The sequence below is a fragment of the Rhodococcus sp. T7 genome, assembly GCF_009872365.1.
Taxonomy (GTDB): Bacteria; Actinomycetota; Actinomycetes; order Mycobacteriales; family Mycobacteriaceae; genus Rhodococcus_F.
Genome location: NZ_WXYH01000088.1, coordinates 36447 through 52583 on the forward strand (window position 1 = coordinate 36447; position 16137 = coordinate 52583).

Genomic DNA, 16137 nt, shown 5'->3' on the forward strand with positions numbered 1-16137 from the left:
CCGCCGACCGCGTGTCCCCCGAACCGCCGACAGAATTTCCCACACAAAAGCGGTCACTACGTCGGGTTTTACCCCGTAAACATACTGTGCGTTCGCTCACGCGGGAGGCCCGCGCGGTGCCGGTTCCCGGGGGCAGGTGTCCAGCAATCGCCCCGAAATCTATTCGTGCCAGACCGCGGTGTTCCCGCCGCGACGCTTGGCGGCATAGAGGGCGATGTCGGCGTGATGGAGCAACTCGTCGACCGTGCGGGCCGACGTACTGTGCGCCATCCCCACACTGATCGTCACGACGAGTAGTTCGTCACCGACGTCGATCGGCATCGTGATCGAGGCGAGCATCCGGTCGACCACGTCGTCGACAGCGAGTTGGTCGACGTCGGGAAGGATCGCGACGAACTCGTCGCCACCGAGCCTGCCCACCGCGGACGGTGCCCGCATCGCCTGCCGCAGATGCTCGGACACCGCCTGGAGGATGCGGTCGCCGACGCGATGCCCCCGAGTGTCGTTGACCTCCTTGAACCCGTCCACGTCGAGGAACAACGCGACTGCCGGACCCACGCCGGGCTCGAACAGGCGCTGCAGGTGCTCGGTGATGGCCGCGCGATTGAGCAGTCCGGTGAGACTGTCGTGCGTGGCCTCGTGCAGAAGCAGCGCATGCGCCTCCTCCGCCCGCTTCTGCGCGGTGACTTCGGCGGTGACGTCCCGGAAATGCACGACCAGCGCACCGGAGTCGGCCGCGGCGGTCACCTCGATCGTGGCCCCGGGCGAGTACAGCGAATCCGCGCGAGTCTGCTGCTGCGTGCCGGTGGCGAGGACCTTGCGGCACAGTGCGTCGAAGTAGCTGCCCCGCGTTTCGGGAAGCACCTCGGTGACGACACGGCCGAGCAACTCCTCCCGCGACCGGCGCACGTGCGTCAGGCAGCCTGAGTTGACGTAGATGATCCGGAGGTCCTCGTCGAGCGCCATAAACCCCAGACCCACCCGGTCGAGCAGCGACGCGAGTTGCGCGTCCCGGCCGGCCACGTGTCCGAGTTCGATGACGACCCCCGTGAGCTCGACAGGGGCACCGGACGCATCGGTGGTGACGTCAATGCTGCGAGTGAGGATGTACCGCGTCGACCGATCCGACAGCACGATCCGGAACACGCATTCCGCGCCGACCGACGCGGCCGTGTCGCCGAACATGCGACGCACCGCGCCGATGTCGTCGGAATGGACTCGCTCGCGCCACAATTCGAGCGGCGGCAGGGAACCGTCGTCCCCGAAGATGGCGGCGGCCCTGGCATCCCACCACAACGACCCGTTCACGACGTCGAACCGGACGATGCCCACCCCGAGGCGCGGAATGCCCAACGCCATCAGAACCTCGCCGTCACCGTGATCGTCTCCCAGCCGCTCGAAGATCCACCCTACTCACCACGGTGGCGGCAGCCACGACGTCAGTTGGCGAGGAACTCGAGCAGTACCTTGTTCACCACTTCGGGCTGTTCGAGGTAGCCGTAGTGCCCCACATCGGGGATCTCGTAGTACCGGGCCGACGGGATCGCCTCGGCCACCTCACGCGAGAGGTACGGCGGAATCATCCGGTCGTCGGCGAAGCCGACGGACAGGCACGGCGCCGTGATCGCCCGGTAGGCCTGCCTGCGATCGAAGCTGCGGTCCATCTCCATCTGCGCGCGTACGCCTTCCGACGTCCGGCCGCCGCTGAACTCGAACAGGTCGAGCCAGTCGCGGGCCGTGTGCGGGTCGACGAGCGACGCGGGTGACAGGTTCATCACGGCGGTCACCGCGGCCCGGTACTTGGCGGGGAGTTCGACACCGCTGTCGTGGAGCGCGCGCTCACCCTCGGTGAGGGTCTGCTGGAAGTAGTCCATGCGGGCGTGACCGGCGAGGAAGGCCGCCTTGAGCACGAGATCGGGTCGGGACAGGGCCAGTTCCTGTGCGACGCGGGCGCCCATCGAGGTGCCGACGACACGGGCCGGTCCCCCACCGAGGTGCTCGATCAGTCCCGCGGTGTCCGCGACGAGGTCATCCATGGTGATTCCGTCGACGCTCTCACCGGACGGCGCGATGCCCCGGTTGTCGAACGTGCAGACGCGGTAGCCGGCGTCGACGAGCGCGGGGGTCTGATGCAGATCCCACACCCGCCCCGGGCTTCCGGTTCCCATGATGAGCACCACTAAATCGCCGGATCCCTTGACCTGGTAATTCAGGGGGATCCCGTTGATCGTGGCGATCGTCATCTTGCCTTCCTTCCCTGGGCGGTCTCACCGAAATAGATTGGATAGCCTAAGCTGGCTTTGCTGCCGCTCGAAAGCGGCGCTGACCGACAAGCTCGTCCAGGAGGACCGCGTTGAGAGTCGCCACACTCGGATATCAAACCTGGGGTCACCGTACCCTGCAGGCCCTGCTCCAGTCCGACCATGAGGTCGTCCTCGCGATCACCCACCCCAAGAGCGATCACGTCTACGAACAGATGTGGGCGGACTCCGTCGCCGACCTGGCCACCGCGCACGGCGTGCCCGTGCACACCGCCACCAAGCCGGACGAGGACTTCAAGGCCGCGCTGAAGGAAGCCGACCCGGACATCGTCGTCGCCAACAACTGGCGCACGTGGCTGCCACGGGACGTCTTCGACTCTCCCCGCTACGGCACCCTCAATATTCACGATTCGCTCCTGCCCAAGTACACAGGATTCTCCCCGCTCATCTGGGCGCTCATCAACGGTGAGGAAGAAGTCGGCCTCACCGCGCACCTGATGGACGAGGAACTCGACGCCGGCGACATCGTTTTGCAGAGGTCGACGCCGGTCGGGCCGACGGACACCGTCACCGATCTGTTCCACCGCACCGTCGACATGATCGGCCCGATCACGCTCGACGCGCTCGCACTGATCAAGTCCGGTCGCACGGACTGGACGCCACAGGACCGTTCGCAGGCCACGTTCTTCCACAAGCGTGCCCCCGAGGACAGCCTCATCGACTGGACGTGGCCCGCCGACGCCATCGAACGCCTCGTCCGCGCCCAGTCCGACCCGTACCCGAATGCCTTCACCCATTTCAAGGGTCAGCGTGTCCGGGTTCTGAAGGCCGCCGTATCCGAAGGAAATTATGGAGGCACGCCCGGGCGTGTCTTCATCCACGAAGGCGACGGAATGGTCATCGTCGCCGGACCCGACGCCCGCACCGGACAGAACAAGGGCCTCAAGATCCAGCGCGTCCGCCTCGACGACGGCACCGAACTCGCCGGGACCGAATTCTTCCCCCACGGCGGCGGCTACCTCAGCTGACGCCCGTGCGCCTTTCTGGTTGCTCCGACTACCAGAAAGGCGCACGAGGCGCGGAGCGCCCTACCGCCCCTCCCACGCCGACCACAGCTCGGCGTAGCGTCCGCCGGCCGCGACGAGCCGGGTGTGCGGACCTTCCTCGACGATCCGTCCGTGTTCGAGGACGACCACCCGATCGGCGGCAGCCGCCTGCGTCAGCCGGTGGGCCACCACCAGCGTCGTGCGACCGCGGGTCGCGGCCTCGGCCGACGCCTCGAGTTCCCGTGCACCCGCGCTGCCCGCCTCGGCCGTCGCCTCGTCCAGGATCGCGACCGCCGGGTTCGCGAGGACGAGTCGGGCCAGAGCCAGCTGCTGCGCCTGGGCGGCGGTCAACTCGTGTCCGCCCTCCCCGACCACGGTCTGAACGCCGTCGTCCAGAGCGGTCACCCAGCCGTCGGCGCCGACGGCCTTCAACGCCATCGCCGCGTCCTCGTCGGACGCGTCGGGTGCCGCGAGCCGCAGGTCGTCGATCAGCGGTCCGGCGAACACATGGACTTCCTGGCTGACGATGGCGACCCGGCGACGGAGGCCGCCCGGCTCGAGGTCCGCCAGCGCGGTTCCGCCGATCCGCACCGACCCGGCCGTGGGGACGATAGACCCGGCCGCGATCGCCGCGACCGTCGTCTTGCCCGCCCCGGTCGAGCCGACCAGTGCGACGCGTTCACCGGATTTCACGTGCAGGCTGATGCCGTGCACCACTTCGTGGCTGCCGTCGTAGGTGTGGCGGATGCCGTCGAGTTGGAGCGTCGCGTCCGTGTTCTCCCCGGCGGCGGTAGTCCCGGCGGAGGTTTCGTCGTCGAGGTCGACGACACCGACGAGCCGCGCCAGGCTCGCGCCGGCCGACTGGACCTCGTCGAACGTATACATCAGCATGCCGATCGGATTGAACAACCGGTGGAAGAGCAGCGCCGCGGTCGTGGTCTGGCCGACGGTGACGATGTCCGCGTTCACCAGGGCGAACCCGGCGGCGAGGATGGTGGCCAGCCCCACGAACTCGGCCCGGTTGCCCCGTCCCGCGAACCGGGTGAACAGCGCGAAGACGCCGACGGACAGGTCGCGGGCCTTCTCCGACGCACCGTTGATCTGGTCGAGGTGGCTGTCTTCCAGGCCGTAGGCGCGCACCGTCCGCGCACCCTGCATGCTGCTGATCAGGGCCTGCGAACGCTCTCCCATCGCGACGCGTTCGGCGGCGTACACCGGCGCGGACCGCGGCAGGTACCAGCGCATCGCCAGCGCGTACATCGGCAGCGCCACCATGCCTGCGAGCCCGAGCCGCCAGTCGATGCCGAGCATCGTGACCATGCTCAGCACCACCAGCAGGACCGCCGTGACGAGGTTGGGGACGACGTCGGTGACGGCCTTGCCGATCACCGCGACGTCATCACCGACGCGCGACAGCAGGTCGCCCTTGCCGACGCGTTCGACCGTCTGGATCGGCAGCCGGAGCGCCCGGTCGACGGTGCGCTCGCGCAGGTCCGCCAGGATTCCCTCGCCGAGACTGCGGATCAGATACGACGCGAACCCGGCGCACAGTCCGCCGACCACCGCGGCGGACGCGATCACCGCGACCACCCAGCCGATGGTGGACGGCGGCGCACCGTCCTGGACGCGGTCGACGAGGACACCGAAGACGTAGACGGGGACCAGTGCCATACCGGCCGCGACGGCCGCCACCAGCAGGGTGAACACGCTCCGGCCGCGGCGTCGTCCCAGCTCGGACCTCAGCCACGCCCAGGTGTCGCGCGCGTTCGCGATGGGAAGCAGTTCACTCATCGCAGGACCGCCTGACGGTAGTTCGCGTTCTCGGTGGCCAGTTGTGAGTGGGTGCCCTCGCCGGCCACCGTTCCGTCGTCGAGCACGACGACGCGGTCGGTGACGGACAGCAGCGCGGGGCTGCTCGTGATGAGGATCGTGGTCTGACGGTTCACGACCGTCGGAGACGTCGGATTCAACGCAGCCGTGCGGTGCCGCAGGTCCGCGATTCCGCCCGCGATCGTGTGTTCGGTGACGGCGTCCACCGCCGTCGTCGGATCGTGCAGCACCATCACCGGCGACTGCGCCACGAGTGCGCGGGCCAGGGCGACGCGCTGCCGCTGACCGCCGGACAGCGAGGACCCTCGGTCGGCAACCTCGTGGTCGAGCCCCTCGGGGTGGGCGTCGACGACGTCGACCGCCGCGGACGCGGACAGCGCCGCGTGCACCTCGGACGCCGTGGCGCCGGGCCGGCCCGCGGTCACGTTCGATGCGACGGTCCCGGAGAACAGGTCGCCGTTGTGGGGTTCGACGAGCAGCGTCCGGCGGGCGTGCGAAAGATCCGCGTCCGACAGCCGAACCCCGCCCACCGTCAGTTCGCCGTCGTAGCGGTCGGGCGGCACCTGCCCGGACAGCAGCGCGGCCAGCGCCTCGGCATCCTGCGGGCGGTACGCGACGACGCCGAGCAATTCGCCGGGGGTGACCCGCAGGTCCAGTCCGTTCAGGGACCGGTAGGACACGCCGGTGAGACTGAGTTCGCTGCCGTCGAGTGTCCGGCCCGCCCCCGCGGGCAGCAGGGGTTCCGCGTCCAGGACGAGTGCGAGACGGTCCGCCGACGCGCGGGCGAGGGCCAGGAACCCGGGCAGGCCGGCGAGAACACCGAGCGGTTCGATGAAGAACTGGGACAGTCCGACGACGGTGATCAGCTCGCCGATGGTGATGCGGCCCTCGAGTGCGAACCAGCCCGCGAAACCCGCGACCCCGACGGCGAGAAGGGCGCTGACGGTCATCGACACCCCGGCGAACACGGCGGAACTCTTCGCGGTGTGCAGGGTGGCGCCGAGCGCGTCGCGACTGGCCGCGCGATACCGACGCGACGCCGACACCTCGGCGCCGATCCCGCGCAGCGGCCGGAGCCCGCTCACGAGGTCGGTGGCCATCGCGGACGCCCGCGCGACCGCCGCCTGCTGGTCGGTGGCGCGGCGGGTGATCAGCGGCGCGGCGAGTTGGAGAAGTCCGAGGATGACGGGGGTGCCGATCAGGACGGCGAGGCCGAGGGGCACGTCGATCAGCAGCAGGGCGATCGCGGATCCGATCGCCGCGGTGAGGGCCGCGGCGGCGCGCGGGGTGATGTCCGCGATCCACGCCGCGCGGTCGGCGTCCGACGTCGACACGGACAGCAATTCACCGGCGCGCAGGTCGGTGCGCACTCCCCGCGGGTCGAGGATGCGGTGCGCCACCTCCATCCGAAGCTGGTGGGCCTCGTTCTGCATCGCCACGACGATGAATCGCGCACCGTAGCGCCAGGCCGCGGTGAGAACCAGGAACAGCAGTGCGAGGGCGCACAGCCACACCGCGAGCGCGAACACGTCGCCGGTCGCGACGGCCCGGTCGACGATCACACCGATCGAGATCGGGACCAGCGTCTCGGCTACCTGATGCAGGCAGACGAGTACGGTGCCGATCCCCAGCCGTCTCCGATTCCGCACCAGGGTGCGACGCAGAATTGCGGTGCCACCAGTCTTCACGCGCGTAACTCCCAACGCCGACGCTTCCCCACCCACCACAAAGTAAGCAGACCCTAACTAGATGAACCCTAATCGATGGGCAACTAGCGTTGACATGCCCGGTTCTCATAGAGTCGCCGATACGAACTACTGCGCGTGACGCAGCAGCAAGCCCGAGAGGACGAAGATGGCCGCGAAGACGACCGCCGAAAACGACATCGCGGACGAGGATCTCGAACCCCTAGCCGACGAGACCGCCCGCCAGGCGCAGCGCGTAGTCGCTGCATACGCCGAAGATGCCGACGAGTGCAGGATGCTGCTCTCCATGCTCGGAATCGGACCCACCACCAAGCTCGACTGATAATTTCATCCACTTCGACCGCGAAGGAAGCCCGTGGCTGCCAGTTCGGAATCGTCAGCATCGTCATCACGCTCGACTTCTGATCCGGTTTCCGGGCAAGCCGACTTCGTCGTCGTCGCGAACCGGCTCCCCGTCGACCTTGAACGCCTTCCGGACGGCACCACCCGCTGGAAGCGAAGCCCCGGTGGCCTCGTCACCGCGCTCGAGCCGATCCTGCGCCGCAACAAGGGCGCATGGGTCGGCTGGGCGGGGGTCCCGGATGCCGAGCTCGATCCCGTCGTCGAGGACGATCTCGAGCTGTACCCCGTTCCGCTGAGCGCCGCGGAGATCGCCGACTACTACGAGGGCTTCTCCAACGCCACGCTGTGGCCGCTGTACCACGACGTCATCGTCAAGCCCGAGTACAACCGCGCCTGGTGGAACGCGTACGTCGAGGTCAACCGGCGTTTCGCGGAGGCCACGTCGAAGGCTGCCGCGCAGGGCGCCACCGTGTGGATCCAGGACTACCAGCTGCAGCTCGTCCCGAAGATGCTGCGCATGCTCCGCCCCGACCTCACCATCGGGTTCTTCCTCCACATTCCGTTCCCCCCGGTGGAACTGTTCATGCAGATGCCGTGGCGCACCGAGATCATCGAGGGCCTGCTCGGCGCCGACCTGATCGGGTTCCACCTCCCGGGCGGCGCCCAGAACTTCCTCTACCTGGCCCGCAAACTCGCCGGCCAGCAGACGTCCCGCGGCAACGTGGGCGTCCGTTCCAAGCTGGGCGTCGTGCAGGTGGGTTTCCGCACGGTCCGCGTCGGCGCGTTCCCGATCTCCATCGACTCGGGGCAGCTGGACGAGCAGTCCCGGTCCAAGTCCATCCGGGACCGCGCCAGGAAGATCCGCAAGGAACTGGGCAATCCCAAACACATCATGCTCGGCGTCGACCGCCTCGATTACACGAAGGGCATCGACGTCCGCCTCGCCGCATTGCACGAACTGCTCGACGAGAAGCGCGTCGACCCCGCCGACACCGTGCTCGTGCAACTCGCGACCCCCAGCCGTGAACGCGTGGAGAGCTACGTCCACATGCGCGGCGAGATCGAGCAGTCGGTGTCGCGGATCAACGGCGAGTACGGCGAGGTCGGCAGGCCCGTCGTGCACTACATCCACCGGCCGATCCCCCGCGACGAACTGATCGCGTTCTTCGTCGCCGCCGACGTGATGCTGGTGACGCCGCTACGGGACGGCATGAACCTGGTCGCCAAGGAGTATGTGGCGTGCCGGAGTGATCTCGGCGGCGCGCTGCTGCTCAGCGAGTTCACCGGTGCGGCCGCCGAACTGCGCCAGGCGTTCCTGTGCAATCCGCACGATCTCGACAGCGTCAAGGACGCGATGGCGCAGGCCCTGAACCAGCCGAAGGAGGACGGCCGACGCCACATGCGGGCCCTGCGCAGGCAGGTCCTCGCACACGACGTCGACCGGTGGGCCCGGTCGTTCCTCGACGCCCTCGCGCACGGCGGCGCCGCGGGCCCCGCACTGATCGCTCCCGCCGAGGCCTCCGAGTCCGACTACACCGAGGACCCCACCGGGGACAACTGACCTCCCCGGCTCAGCTGACCGGACGTCACCAGGAAGGCGACGAAGTCGCGGATCGTCTCGTCGGCGGGACGCGGGGTGTAACCGAGTTCGGACCGCGCCTTGTCGCCGTCGACGACCGGCGCCGCGAGCAGCGCCGACATCGCCGACCGCGACAGCACGTCCGACCCGAACCGGTTTCCGATCGGTTCGGCGATCGGCAGCACGCGCTCGATGACACTGAGCGGGAACGAGTACAGCGGCCCCCGACGGCCCGCCGTACGCGCTGCCCTCCTCACGACATCATGCATGCCGAGCATGTGCCCCGAGATCAGGTAGTTCTCACCGGTCCGGCCCTTCTCGCCTGCAGCGATCAGTCCGGCGGCGACGTCGCGGACGTCGACGAAGTCGAACCCGCCCTGCACCGCCGCGGGCACCCGGCCGCGAGCGGCGTTGCGCAGCAACGCGTTCACCCGCGACAGTCCGTAGTCGGCGGGCCCGTACACCCCGGTGGGGTTGCAGATCACCGCGTCGAGGCCGGCGTCGACCACTGCGCGGAGTTCGATCTCGCCCGCCCATTTCGACCGGTCGTACACGGGGATCGACGCGTCGACGGACCGCGGCGAGTGCTCGTCGAGCGTTCCGCCGCAACTGCTCTGGTCGAAGGAGTGCACGGAACTGCAGTGCACCATCCGCCGAACTCCCACCGCGAGAGCGGCTTCGGCGACGGTACGAACGCCCTTGGTGTTGACGGTCCACGCCAGGTCGTCCTTCTGGGCGAGGGTGATCATCGCGACCAGGTGGTAGACCACCTCGGCGCCCTCCAGCGCCCGCTTCATGGATTCGACGTCGAGTACGTCGGCGTTCACCCACGTAACCCCGAATTCGGGTGCGTACCGGGAACGCACGCGGTCGATGGCGGTCACCTCGTGCCCTGCCTCGACCAACAGATTCAGCAGATTGTTGCCCACGAATCCCGCGGCGCCGGTTACTGCAACCTTCATCGACGACTCCCTGTTCGGTTGTGGCCGTGCGACACAGCGTCGTGCGTCGACACTCGGCCAGGAGACCCCGACACTACTAGAACTTGTTTCATTTTGCGAAGGGGGTGGCTTCGCCCCGTGAGTACTTATTAACGTCGGGCGGTTAATAAGTACTCACGGGCGGCGGAGCCGCAGCTACACCGGGGTCAGCTGATCGACGAGCCAGCGGTCGTCCACCTTCTGCAACGACACCCGCACCCGGCTGCCCGACGTTCGGGCGTCCGGGGCGTCGGCGCTCGTCGTCGTCTGGTTCAGGTACAGCAGAACCACCGCCTCGTCGGGTGTGGTGGATACCGGCGCCGCGGCCTGCACCGACACCTGCACGGTGAGTTGCTTCTCCTTGGCGCCCGGTGCGATGGTTCCCTGCACGAGCGTGGTGTAGTCGTCGCGGAACGAACCGGTGAGTCCGTCTGCGGCAGCGGCCAACTGGTTGTCGACGTCGGCGAAATCGTACGCCAGCATCGCGACGGCCTGCTTGCCCGCGGCGTCGACGGCGTCGATGCGCGCCTGCTCGGACAGTTGATCCTGCCGGTGGCCGTACCAGAGGAAGCCCACCCCGACGGCGAGCGCGACCACCACGACCGCGGCCGCGATTTTCAGCGCTACGCCCTTGGTGAGTGCGAACTTTCGCTTGCCTTCGTTGTTGTCGCTCATGGCACGAACTCCACCTTCGATGCGGTCAACTTGCCGTCGACGTCGCTGATCGTCACCCGCATCCGGAAGTCGCGCGGTGAGGGTTCCGGTTGTTCCTTGCTGCTCACCATCGTCCGCGCGGCCACCAGGACGTTCGCCGAGATCGACGTCTCGGTCCCGTTCTCGACGCCGGCCTCGATGACCTCGCCCTCGGTGGTCACGTTCGCGTCCTGCACGACACCGACGAACGGATCCTCCCGGCCCTGGAACTCTTCGAGGAACTGCCCGGACGCGCCGGCGATGATCCGGTCGACGTCGGCCTTCGCGGTCTCGGGATGGATGGTCGTCAGGTTGAGCACCGTCTGCCGGGCCGTGTCGACGAAGGCTTGACGGCGGTCGTCCCGTTCGCGTGCGGACCGCTGGTCGAGCAGCAGGACCACCGCCGCGGCGATCAGTGCGACGATCACCACCGCCGTAACACCCCACGCGAGCAACGACTTCAGTGGCCGACCCTGATTCGCTGCCTCGATGGGCGGTGTCTCGGACGCGGGGGACGCGGACTTCGTCGTGGAGACCTTCTCGGCCTCGGGCGCGGCCTGCGCGCCCGCCGGCTTGGCGAGGACCACCGGCTTCGGGGCCTCGGTCTCCCCCACCGGTGGGCCGGCGTGCCGGACGGCCCGGCGCCTCGTCCGGTCCGTCGATGCGGGCGTCTGCTGCGCCTGATCCGCGGAGTCGGTCACAGTTTCGTCTGTTCCGGAACTCAAATCTGCTGACCTGTCATCATCGTCTGCCACGTCGAGTCCTTTCCCTGCACCGCCAGATCCGGTTGGGTGTACGTCTTTCCATCCGAACCAATGAAGCTACCGGTGGCCGGGTCGTAGGGCACGGCCGCGACCGGTGCACCCGCGGAGCCTTCGTAGGAACTCGGAACGGCTGTGTACGAGGGTACATCCGGCGGCATGATCGGCCCGTACGGCGGGTTGTTGCCCGACGCCTCCCAGCCCTCGCGGCACGCCTCGACCGTCGGTGCGCGACGTCCGGGGAACTCCATGCAGGGCAGGTTCCGCGCACCGCGCACGACGGACGGGTCGTCCGGAGCGGCCTTGCAGTACAGGTCGTTCGGTGTCGCGATCGGGTCGGTCTGATCTCCCGACCGGCGTTGGTCCGGGGGCAGGAATCCCGTTGTGCACGCCGGGGGGTCGTGCAGTTGCAGGGCGAAGTCGACGATCGCGCCGTCCTCCACGGGCCCGCCCGTCGCCGCCGTCACGAGCGCCGCGGTCAGCGGCGGGTAGATGACCAGTACCTGCTCGATGCTCTTGTTGTAGATCACCCCGACCTGGCCGACGCTCACCAGATTCCGCAACAGGATCGGCAGCGTCGGCTGCAGGTCCTGGAACAGCTGGGTGGTCTCCTGCGCCGCGCCGGGCCCCTTCTCCAGCACCGACCGCAGGCTCGGGTCGCTCGCCCGCAACTGGTCGGTGAACGTCACGAGGTCCTGGGTCCAGGAGCGGATGGAGTCGCTGCTGATGGTCTGGGTGTCGAGCAGCGGGCCGACCTGGTCGATCAGAGCCTTCGTCGCGTCGCTGTTCGCGTCGGCCTCCTCGACGAACAGGCGGGCCGAGTCGATGAGCCGCTGCAGGTCGGGACCGGATCCGTTGAACGCCGTGAATGCCTCGTCGATCACCGTCTGCAGCCTGGTGTCCGAAATGCTGGCGAGCAGTTCGTCGGCCTGGTCGAGCATCTCGCCGACGTCCTGCGGGATGGTGGCCCGATCCTCCGGGATCACGTCGCCGTCCGCGAGGTACGGGCCGTCGGCGGCGCCTTCCCGCGGAATCAGGTCGACATATTGCTCGCCGACCGCCGACACGCTCTTGACTGCCGCGTCGACGTCGGCCGGGATCTTGTAGTCGCTGTCGAGCGACATCTTCGCCTCCACACCCTCGCCGGTGAGCGTCACGTTCTCGACGACACCGATGTTGGTGCCGCGGTACGCGACATTGGCGTGGGAGTAGAGGCCGCCGGTGGACGGCAGTCGGACGCTCACCTCGTAGCGTCCGACGCCGAACAGCACCGGCACCTTGATGTACTGGATCGACATCACGACGAGCCCGATGACGGTGAGGATCGAGAAGATGATCAGCTGAATGCGAACGAATCTCGTCATTCTCATGGTGTCGGAGCCCCTCCCAGTTGCGACGGAAGGCCCGGTATCTGCGGCAGTCCGGGTATCTGCGGGAGCCCCGGAATCACCGGCGGTGCGGGTGCCGGTTTCGGGGCCGGCTGCAGTGGCGCCTGCAGCGGGTCGCCCGACTGTCCGGCCACCCCGGCGAGCGATCCCACGGCGCCCTCGACACCGCCGAGCGATCCGCCGAGACCGGTTCCGGTGAGGAAGTTGCTGTCGACGCGTTCGTTGGTCAGGTCGATCGTCATCATGAGGTTCGCGTAGTCGCCCTGAATCGCCTTGTCCATCGTCTTCATCGGGAAGGGGTACGTGAGCATCAGGGTCAGCACCTCGGTCAGCGCGCTCCCCGAGTTGGCGAGTTCACGCAGCACCGGGGTGAGGTTGCGCAGGTTCGCCTTCAGGTCCTCGCCGCTGCTCTCGACGAGACGGGTGGCGGTGTCACTGAGCTTGCCCACCTCGACCAGTGCGGTGGTGAGATTCTGCCGTTGGGTGACGAGCACTTCCAGTGCCGGTGGGATGCCGTCCAGCGCCGCGTCCAGGGTGGCCTTCTGCTCGTTGACGGTGCCCGACAACCGGTCGAGCCCCTCCATCGCACCGATGATGTCGCCGCGCTGCTGGTCGAGGCTCGTGACGAGCTGGTCGAGTTGCGGAAGGAGGTCGCGGATCGAGTCCTCCCGTCCGCCGAGTGCGGCGTTGAGTTCCTGGGTGATGTCGCGGATCTGGGCGATGCCGCCGCCGTTGAGCACCACCGACAGCGAAGACAGCGTCTGCTCGGTGGTCGGGTAGGCGCCCGCCCGCTCGATCGGGATCACGTCACCGTTCTCGAGTGTGCCTTCGGGCTCGATGTCGGTCGGCGGAGCCAACTCGAGGTGCTGCGAGCCGAGGAGGCTGGTCTGACCGATCTCGGCCGTCGCGTTGGCGGGCAACTGGACGTCGCCGTTGATCGACACGGTGACCAGGGCGTGCCAGTCCTGCACCTCGATGCCCGTCACCGAACCCACCGTCACGTCGTTCACCCGGACGGGCGAATTCTGCGACAGCGTCGTCACATTGGGCATCTGGATCTCGACGGTGTAGGCGTCGTCGCCCTGCCCCTCGGTGCCCGGTAGGGGAAGCGAGTTCAGCCCTTCCCACTCGCATCCGGTCAGGGTCAGCGTGAGGGCGATCGCCACCGCGGCGAGGCCGCCGCGACGCATCCGTGCGTGCTTCGTCATCGCCCACCTCCCGGCTGCAGCAGATCGTTCAGGTCCCGGGGCACGTCCACCGTCGGCATCCCGGCGAGGGTGCCGGTCACCGGGGGCGCGGACCGGGGCGGCACGGAGGCCTCGAGACTCGGCGGGCTGTACTCGATCTGATCCGGGAACGCATTCACACCCGTGGTCGGGTTGGTGAGGACGGGCAGATAGTTCATCGTCAGCGAGTTCAGCACCGGCGACAGGTACTGGGTACACAGGTCCGCACTGCGATTCGCCTCGTTGGCCTGCAGGCTCTGGATGGCACCGCACATGAAGTTCACGGGGTTCGCGAGGTTCGCAAACGCGACCGCACCGACCAGTGACCCCTGCGCCGGCTTGTAGATGTTGCTGAAGTTGGCCAGCGCCGTGGGCGCGACGTGGAGCACCTGCTCGATCTGTGGCCGCTTGTCGGCGAGCACCTGGGTGGCGTCCGCCAGGCGGCCGACCTGCTCGCTGAGGGCGGCGCGGTTCTCCACCAGGAACCGGTTGACGTCGCCGAGCGCCAGGTCGAGGTCGTTCAGGGCGGTTCCGAGTTCGTCGGAGTTGGTGGCGAGCATGTTCGACACCGACGCGAGCCGGCCCTCGAACTGGACGATCTGCTCATTGCTCGACGACAGCGCCGCCACGAACGTCTGCAGGTTGCGGATGGTCGAGAACAGGTCGGTGCGGCCGTCGGACAGGGTCCGCATGGTCTCCGACAATTCCCGCAGCGTGTCGCGCAGCGACTGGCCGTTGCCGTCGAGGTTGGCGGCGGCGGTGTCGATGAACGTGCCGAGCGAGCCCTGCGGGTCGGCGCCCTGCGGTCCGAGCGCCTCCGACAGCTTGTTCAGCTCGGTCTTGATCTCGTCCCACTCCACCGGGACGGCGGTGCGCTCCACCGGGATGCTCGCGCCGTCGCCCATCGTCGGCCCGCCCGCGTACACGGGGGTCAGTTGGACGAACCGTCCCGACACCAGGCTGGGTGCGACGATGACGGCCTTCGCGTCGGCCGGAATCTCGACGCTCTTGTTCACGTTCATCGTCACGCGCGCGAAGTCGGCGCCGGGCTCGATCGAATCGATCGTCCCCACCTTCACGCCGAGGACGCGGACGTCGTCACCCGAATACAGCCCGGTGGTCGCCGGGAAGTACGCGGTGATCGTGTTCTGGAACAGCTTGGGCACGAACATCACTGCGGCACCGACGATCAGCACGATCACGACCGCGGCGATGCCGACGCGGATCAGCCATTTCTTCCGCGTGTTGGTGATTTCCGGGTTCGTCGTCATCGCGGCGGTTCCCTCAGCTCGATGGACGGACCCGTTTGCAGGTAGGCCTGGAGGTCGTTGGGCAGATGCTCCGGCCACGTCACCGCGTCGTTGAGCCCCTGGAGCAGGTTGCCGATGCCGATGTTGTAGACATACGCCATGAAGAACGGGCCGCTACCCACCGACTCGCCGAGCTGAGTGGCGTACGGCGCGAGGCCGTCGAGAGCCTGTGAGATGTTGTCCTTGTTGCGCTGCAGGACGTCGACCACCGAGTTCAGCTTGTCGAGCGTCGGTTTCATCTGCTCCTCGTTGTCCTGGACCAGTCCGGTGAGCTGCCGGGACACCTCGGAGATGTTCACGATCAGCTGGCTGATCGCCGCGCGGCGCCGGTCGAGCTCACCGAACAGCTGGTTTCCGTCGACGATCAGCGAGTTGATCTGCCCGCTGCGCTCGGCGAGGATTCCGGTCACGTTCTCGGCCCGCGAGAGCAGCTGCCGCAGGCTCTCGTCCCGCGAGTTGATGCTCTCCGACAACCGGGTCAGGCCGTCCAGTGCGGTGCGCAGTTCGGGCGGTGTGTTCTCGAGGGCACCGGACATCGCGTTCAACGCGTTGTTGACCTGGTCGGTGTCGAGTTCGGAGACGGTGGTCGACAGATCGCCGAGCGCGTCGTTGAGGGAGTACGGAGAGTTGGTGCGCTCCAACGGAATAGTCGACCCCACCCGCATCGTGTCGTGCCCGAGCGGGGTGACGGCCAGCGACTTGCGCCCGAGAACGGTGTTGGTCTTGATGTTCGCCTCGGTGGCGTCGCCGAGAGCGATGCCGTCCTCGATGGTGAACGTGACGAGCACTTTCTGATCGTCGAGTTCCACCTCGGCGACCTTCCCGACGTCGACCCCGGCGAGGGTCACCGTGTCGCCGGTCATCAGCCCACCCGCGTCCTCGAAGTAGGCGGAGTACTGCGTGCCGCCCGAAAGGAATTGCAGCTGATCGTATTGCAGGGTCGCGATCACGATCATGCTCGCGACGGCGACACCGATGAGTCCCACCTGTACGGGATTGCGTTCACTCTTCATGG

Annotated in this window: 14 protein-coding genes; 3 read left to right on the plus strand and 11 right to left on the minus strand. The window is 67.9% G+C overall.

From position 1 onward, the window contains the following. Positions 1–159 precede the first annotated feature (159 nt). On the minus strand, positions 160–1359 hold the full coding sequence (locus MLGJGCBP_RS11065) for a sensor domain-containing diguanylate cyclase (protein WP_160095530.1): 1200 nt from the start codon (positions 1357–1359) through the stop codon (positions 160–162). Positions 1360–1439: 80 nt separating this feature from the next. Further along, entirely contained in the window at positions 1440–2243 is an 804-nt protein-coding gene (locus MLGJGCBP_RS11070; RefSeq protein WP_087561113.1) for an alpha/beta fold hydrolase, read from the minus strand. 110 nt (positions 2244–2353) lie between these two features. On the opposite strand from MLGJGCBP_RS11070, the gene MLGJGCBP_RS11075 reads away from it, so the two are divergent. Next, positions 2354–3289, plus strand: a complete 936-nt coding sequence (locus MLGJGCBP_RS11075) for a methionyl-tRNA formyltransferase (protein ID WP_160095532.1) — start codon at positions 2354–2356, stop codon at positions 3287–3289. Between the two features lie 60 nt (positions 3290–3349). Here MLGJGCBP_RS11075 and MLGJGCBP_RS11080 read toward each other — a convergent pair whose 3' ends face one another. Next, positions 3350–5098, minus strand: a complete 1749-nt coding sequence (locus tag MLGJGCBP_RS11080; protein ID WP_160095534.1) for an ABC transporter ATP-binding protein — start codon at positions 5096–5098, stop codon at positions 3350–3352. Beyond that, positions 5095–6825: an ABC transporter ATP-binding protein gene (locus tag MLGJGCBP_RS11085; protein WP_160095536.1), complete on the minus strand. Its 1731-nt coding sequence runs from the start codon at positions 6823–6825 to the stop codon at positions 5095–5097. The genes MLGJGCBP_RS11080 and MLGJGCBP_RS11085 overlap by 4 nt, the downstream gene beginning before the upstream one ends. A gap of 166 nt (positions 6826–6991) precedes the next feature. On the opposite strand from MLGJGCBP_RS11085, the gene MLGJGCBP_RS50460 reads away from it, so the two are divergent. Both MLGJGCBP_RS50460 and MLGJGCBP_RS11090 read left to right on the plus strand, forming a co-directional pair. Beyond that, on the plus strand, positions 6992–7165 hold the full coding sequence (locus MLGJGCBP_RS50460; RefSeq protein ID WP_005244525.1) for a hypothetical protein: 174 nt from the start codon (positions 6992–6994) through the stop codon (positions 7163–7165). A gap of 33 nt (positions 7166–7198) precedes the next feature. Continuing rightward, a complete protein-coding gene (locus MLGJGCBP_RS11090; protein ID WP_160095538.1) occupies positions 7199–8746 on the plus strand; it encodes an alpha,alpha-trehalose-phosphate synthase (UDP-forming) in 1548 nt (515 codons plus the stop codon). Here MLGJGCBP_RS11090 and MLGJGCBP_RS11095 read toward each other — a convergent pair. The 7 genes from MLGJGCBP_RS11095 to MLGJGCBP_RS11125 all read right to left on the minus strand — a co-directional run bounded on the left by MLGJGCBP_RS11095 (position 8716) and on the right by MLGJGCBP_RS11125 (position 16135). Further along, positions 8716–9726, minus strand: coding sequence for an NAD-dependent epimerase/dehydratase family protein (locus MLGJGCBP_RS11095; protein ID WP_160095540.1), 1011 nt, complete (start codon positions 9724–9726; stop codon positions 8716–8718). The genes MLGJGCBP_RS11090 and MLGJGCBP_RS11095 overlap by 31 nt on opposite strands. A 174-nt stretch (positions 9727–9900) precedes the next feature. Continuing rightward, positions 9901–10419, minus strand: coding sequence for a h domain protein (locus tag MLGJGCBP_RS11100; protein ID WP_087561119.1), 519 nt, complete (start codon positions 10417–10419; stop codon positions 9901–9903). Further along, positions 10416–11162 (minus strand): hypothetical protein, encoded by a 747-nt coding sequence (locus MLGJGCBP_RS11105; protein ID WP_160095542.1) that lies wholly within the window; start codon positions 11160–11162, stop codon positions 10416–10418. Before MLGJGCBP_RS11105 ends, MLGJGCBP_RS11100 begins: the two co-directional genes overlap by 4 nt. Beyond that, on the minus strand, positions 11159–12568 hold the full coding sequence (locus MLGJGCBP_RS11110; protein WP_160095544.1) for an MCE family protein: 1410 nt from the start codon (positions 12566–12568) through the stop codon (positions 11159–11161). The genes MLGJGCBP_RS11105 and MLGJGCBP_RS11110 overlap by 4 nt, the downstream gene beginning before the upstream one ends. Further along, positions 12565–13794 carry an MCE family protein gene (locus MLGJGCBP_RS11115; RefSeq protein ID WP_160095546.1) on the minus strand — a complete coding sequence of 410 codons (1230 nt, stop codon included), beginning with the start codon at positions 13792–13794 and terminating at the stop codon, positions 12565–12567. The genes MLGJGCBP_RS11110 and MLGJGCBP_RS11115 overlap by 4 nt, the downstream gene beginning before the upstream one ends. Next, positions 13791–15083, minus strand: a complete 1293-nt coding sequence (locus MLGJGCBP_RS11120) for an MCE family protein (protein ID WP_160095548.1) — start codon at positions 15081–15083, stop codon at positions 13791–13793. Before MLGJGCBP_RS11120 ends, MLGJGCBP_RS11115 begins: the two co-directional genes overlap by 4 nt. Then, positions 15080–16135: an MCE family protein gene (locus MLGJGCBP_RS11125; RefSeq protein ID WP_160095550.1), complete on the minus strand. Its 1056-nt coding sequence runs from the start codon at positions 16133–16135 to the stop codon at positions 15080–15082. Before MLGJGCBP_RS11125 ends, MLGJGCBP_RS11120 begins: the two co-directional genes overlap by 4 nt. Positions 16136–16137 lie beyond the last annotated feature (2 nt).

Excerpts from the sequence above, each read along its gene's own strand:
- MLGJGCBP_RS11065 (WP_160095530.1), bottom strand. The coding sequence starts at position 1,359 with ATGGCGTTGGGCATTCCGCGCCTCGGGGTGGGCATCGTCCGGTTCGAC.
- MLGJGCBP_RS50460 (WP_005244525.1), top strand. The coding sequence starts at position 6,992 with ATGGCCGCGAAGACGACCGCCGAAAACGACATCGCGGACGAGGATCTC.
- MLGJGCBP_RS11120 (WP_160095548.1), bottom strand. The coding sequence starts at position 15,083 with ATGACGACGAACCCGGAAATCACCAACACGCGGAAGAAATGGCTGATC.
- MLGJGCBP_RS11110 (WP_160095544.1), bottom strand. The coding sequence starts at position 12,568 with ATGAGAATGACGAGATTCGTTCGCATTCAGCTGATCATCTTCTCGATC.
- MLGJGCBP_RS11080 (WP_160095534.1), bottom strand. The coding sequence starts at position 5,098 with ATGAGTGAACTGCTTCCCATCGCGAACGCGCGCGACACCTGGGCGTGG.
- MLGJGCBP_RS11070 (WP_087561113.1), bottom strand. The coding sequence starts at position 2,243 with ATGACGATCGCCACGATCAACGGGATCCCCCTGAATTACCAGGTCAAG.
- MLGJGCBP_RS11125 (WP_160095550.1), bottom strand. The coding sequence starts at position 16,135 with ATGAAGAGTGAACGCAATCCCGTACAGGTGGGACTCATCGGTGTCGCC.
- MLGJGCBP_RS11115 (WP_160095546.1), bottom strand. The coding sequence starts at position 13,794 with ATGACGAAGCACGCACGGATGCGTCGCGGCGGCCTCGCCGCGGTGGCG.
- MLGJGCBP_RS11095 (WP_160095540.1), bottom strand. The coding sequence starts at position 9,726 with ATGAAGGTTGCAGTAACCGGCGCCGCGGGATTCGTGGGCAACAATCTG.
- MLGJGCBP_RS11100 (WP_087561119.1), bottom strand. The coding sequence starts at position 10,419 with ATGAGCGACAACAACGAAGGCAAGCGAAAGTTCGCACTCACCAAGGGC.